This is a genomic window from Streptomyces sp. SID14478 (assembly GCF_010548525.1).
In the GTDB taxonomy this organism is placed as follows: Bacteria; Actinomycetota; Actinomycetes; order Streptomycetales; family Streptomycetaceae; genus Streptomyces.
The window spans coordinates 1-1,770 of record NZ_JAAGMG010001161.1 but is presented as its reverse complement, the minus strand read 5'-3'; the positions used below and the strand labels follow the sequence as shown (position 1 = coordinate 1,770).

3 protein-coding genes are annotated in these 1,770 nt (G+C 72.0%); all 3 read left to right on the top strand.

Annotated elements, in window-relative coordinates:
* Positions 1-929 (top strand): segregation/condensation protein A (locus G3I40_RS37110; RefSeq protein ID WP_239092164.1); only part of this gene is annotated, 929 nt, incomplete at its 5' end.
* Complete coding sequence (gene scpB, locus G3I40_RS37105) at positions 926-1,570, top strand: SMC-Scp complex subunit ScpB (RefSeq protein WP_164559226.1); 645 nt, start codon at positions 926-928, stop codon at positions 1,568-1,570. The genes G3I40_RS37110 and scpB, both read left to right, overlap by 4 nt.
* Positions 1,571-1,580: 10 nt before the next feature.
* A partial coding sequence (locus tag G3I40_RS37100) for a hypothetical protein (RefSeq protein ID WP_203645450.1) occupies positions 1,581-1,770 on the top strand: 190 nt, incomplete at its 3' end.

The following is a 1,770-nucleotide window of genomic DNA, read 5'->3' as shown; positions in this document are numbered from 1 at the left end:
CCGGGCCGGACGCGACGCCCGGTGACGGCGGTGACCCGGCGCCGGGGGACGGACCTGCCGCCCCGGGTGACGGACCGGCCGAGGCGCCCGAGTCCGGCGCCGCCGAGGTGGACGACGGGCGCTTCACGGTGCGGCTCGCCAACTTCGAGGGCCCCTTCGACCTGCTGCTCCAGCTCATCTCGAAGCACAAGCTCGATGTCACCGAGGTCGCGCTGTCGAAGGTGACCGACGAGTTCATGGCGCACATCCGGGCGATGGGCCCGGACTGGGATCTCGACCAGACCACGGAGTTCCTCGTCGTCGCCGCGACGCTGCTCGACCTGAAAGCGGCCCGGCTGCTGCCCGCCGCCGAGGTGGAGGACGAGGCGGACCTCGCCCTGCTCGAAGCCCGCGACCTGCTGTTCGCGCGGCTGCTGCAGTACCGCGCGTACAAGCGCATCGCCGACATCTTCAGCGGGCGGCTCGACGAGGAGGCGCGGCGCTACCCGCGGACCGTCGGCCTGGAGCCGCACCACGCCGAGCTGCTGCCGGACGTGGTCATCAGCATCGGCGCCGAGGGGTTCGCCCGGCTCGCGGTGAAGGCGATGCAGCCCAAGCCCAAGCCGCAGGTGTACGTCGACCACATCCATGCCCCGCTGGTGAGCGTGCAGGAGCAGGCCGGTCTCGTGGTGGCCCGGCTGCGGGAGCTCGGGGAGGCCAGCTTCCGGGAGCTGGTGGCGGACACCGAGGACACGCTGACCGTGGTGGCGCGGTTCCTGGCGCTGCTGGAGCTGTACCGCGAGAAGGCCGTCGCCCTGGACCAGGAGACCGCGCTCGGCGAGCTCCTCGTGCGCTGGACCGGGAGCGAGGGCGGCACGGAGCCCGTGGTGACCGACGAGTTCGACCGGGCGCCCGAGCCGGAGACCAAGGACAAGGAGCCTGCGGGATGAGTACGGAGACGGACAGCGCCGCGGTGGCCGGGCTCGACCTCAAGCCCGCCCTGGAGGCCGTCCTGATGGTCGTCGACGAGCCCGCCACCGAGGAACACCTCGCCAAGATCCTGCAGCGTCCCCGGCGGGCCGTCGCGGACGCGCTGCGCGAGCTGGCGGACGAGTACACCGTGCAGGGGCGCGGTTTCGAGCTGCGGCTCGTCGCCGGGGGCTGGCGGTTCTACACGCGGCCCGAGTACGCCGAGGCCGTCGAGGGCTTCGTGCTGGACGGGCAGGTCGCCCGGTTGACGCAGGCCGCCCTGGAGACTCTTGCCGTCGTCGCGTACCGCCAGCCGGTCAGCCGTTCCCGGGTCTCCGCGGTGCGCGGAGTCAACTGTGACGGGGTCATGCGGACCCTGTTGCAGCGGGGTCTGGTGGAGGAGGCGGGCGCGGAACCCGAAACAGGTGCGATCCTGTACAGGACGACGAACTATTTTCTGGAGCGGATGGGCCTGCGCGGCCTTGACGAGCTGCCGGAGCTCGCGCCCTTCCTCCCCGAGGCGGACGCGATCGAGGCCGAGACGCTGGAAGGTGTTCCGTCGTTCGATCCGGACGCGCCCGACGCGCCGGATTCGGGGTACGCAGACGACGCAGACGACTAACGGAAATTTGATGCGAAGCAGCAGCGGCAGGAACAGCAGCGGAAACAACGGCGGGAGCCGTGGTGGCAACAGCGGCGGCCGCGGCGGGAGCAGCGGTGGCCGCGGTAACTACCGCGGCGCCGGTGACAACCGCGACGACAGGCGTGGCGCCGGCGGCGCCCGCGATGACAGGCGTGGCGCGGGTGGCGCCCGCGACGACA

Coding starts and splice junctions, on each gene's coding strand:
- scpB (WP_164559226.1), top strand. CDS start 926: ATGAGTACGGAGACGGACAGCGCCGCGGTGGCCGGGCTCGACCTCAAG.